Source organism: Okeania sp. SIO2B9, assembly GCF_010672505.1.
Taxonomy (GTDB): Bacteria; Cyanobacteriota; Cyanobacteriia; order Cyanobacteriales; family Microcoleaceae; genus Okeania; species Okeania hirsuta.
This window is the reverse complement of record NZ_JAAHGK010001315.1, coordinates 1-2,072: the sequence shown is the minus strand read 5'-3', so window position 1 is coordinate 2,072 and position 2,072 is coordinate 1. Positions and strand designations below refer to the sequence as shown.

The 2,072-nt window shown below is 33.6% G+C and carries 1 protein-coding gene; it reads right to left on the bottom strand.

Annotated elements, in window-relative coordinates; genetic code table 11:
* Positions 1 to 773: 773 nt before the first annotated feature.
* Positions 774 to 2,072: hypothetical protein (locus F6K13_RS30230; protein WP_287289434.1), on the bottom strand; the 1,299-nt coding region annotated here is incomplete at its 5' end.

Genomic DNA, 2,072 nt, shown 5'->3' with positions numbered 1-2,072 from the left:
TCAAACGTTATAGTTTTCTGATGGCAGTCACTCACATTTTGTGAGCCTCCAACTATTGTGGGTGAAGGGGAGATTTATTCCTACCCACCTACCTCACTCTCCATTTTTTGGTGGCGTTCACAATGATTGACTGTGGAGTGGAAGTGTCTAAACTCAAACGTTATAGTTTTCTGATGGCAGTCACTCACATTTTGTGAGCCTCCAACTATTGTGGGTGAAGGGGAGATTTATTCCTACCCACCTACCTCACTCTCCATTTTTTGGTGGCGTTCACAATGATGCCGTGCGCAGTGGAAGTATCTAAACTCAAACGTTATAGTTTTTTCATGGCAGTCATTTACATTTTGTGAGCTTTCAATCAAAAACTATAGTGCTATAGCTGTTCTAATGTTTGAATTTGAGAAATGCCTGAAGGTGTTTTTTTGGGAAGAGGCGATCGCCTAGAAAATTTTTCTGGCTAGATAATCGAAAAATCTTCTAGTCAGGACTAAGGAATTTTTCCGATAAAACCACTATATTTACCATAGTGCTATAGTTTTTATCTACTATATATAGTGCTTTGACCTAAGTCCTGTCTAGTGAATAACTATAGTGCTATAGCTGTTCTAATGTTTGAATTTGAGAAATACCTCAAGGTGTCTTTTTGGGATGGGGCGATCGCCTAGAACATTTTCATGGCCAGATAATCAGAAAATCTTTGAAATATACTCCGCAGCAAATACGACTAACTATCCAGAAGCAAAAAAGGTTAAGTTTTAGATGTGATGAAGTGCTTATTTTGGAGGAGTAGTCCATTGACAATCAAAAGTATGATCGAGTAATTTTTTGAGGCTAATTACTTTAATATTTTGGTTATGAATTTCACCTGTTTGACTTTCAATATCAACTATTTCATAACCAATATCATTTAATTCTTCTGTGAAAGATACATATCCAAAATAGCCATAAGCATCCTGAATTTGTTCTCTCTCTTCTGCTATAGAGAGAATCCAACAAACTATAAAATTAGTCACAATAAAGGGATGATTATATTCATCTGTCGAGGAAAAAGTGTATTTATATTCTAGTCCTATGTGAACTGTGTCTTTGAAACTATTTTCTTTTAATGGAACTGCTATACTATCAAGACCAACACCACAAAAAGTTCTTGGACGTACCCATAATTCTGCATAAGGTAAATCGATAGTAACTAAGTGAGAAAACATTGTATATAATGCTCCAACCCAATGTTCTTCTCCTATTTCTGGTTGTATCATCCATTTATCTTTTAATTGCTCTATGTTGTTAACTTTAAATCTTGTTCGATTTTTAATATCTTTTTTAAGCTTGTCTAACCTTTGAGTATACGCTTCTAATTTTGCTTCTTGATTTTCTTTGTTTAATCTTTCAATCAATTCACAAAAAACAGGAACTTGTCTTTTTGCTTCATCTAGAAACTTTTTAATATTTTTCAGGAAGGAATTGTCTTTTAAAATTTGTCTAGAAGCATCAGTCAAAGAATTTCTATTTGTCACCATATTAAAACTACCATTAATGAGCAAAATATAATGGTATTGAACTTTAGTGTCTGCAAGTATAGAATATTCTTTTAATGATTCATGCTCAAAAATTTTATTGTAAGAACAAATTTTCACACCTTCAGATGAAATAAAAGTTCCTCTTTGAGAGGATAATTTAATTCCAGACCTACTATCGCCTTGTCTGCCTAATTCTTTATATTGGTTACGGGTTCTTGTCCTTCCATCTATTGCTAAAACTATACAATAAGTTGTTTCCTCATATGAAAAAGTAGAACAATAACGGGCGGAAAAATTACCATTATCAAGGCTTGATACTTGAGCAGGACTTTTAATCTTTTTTGCTTCAGTTGCATCTGGTTTTGGTAAATAAGGATATCCTGGTTTAATTTCTTCTAATGTATATTTATCCTTTTTAGTCTTAGACCATAGAGATAGTTTGCATTGCTCGTTGTATCCAGAAGTTTCTCTAAATGAAATCTCTCTCCTTTGAGGAAAACCTGTATAGTTAGGTCTTAGTATTCTCATATCGCCATGTCTTGTATTGAAGTGGAT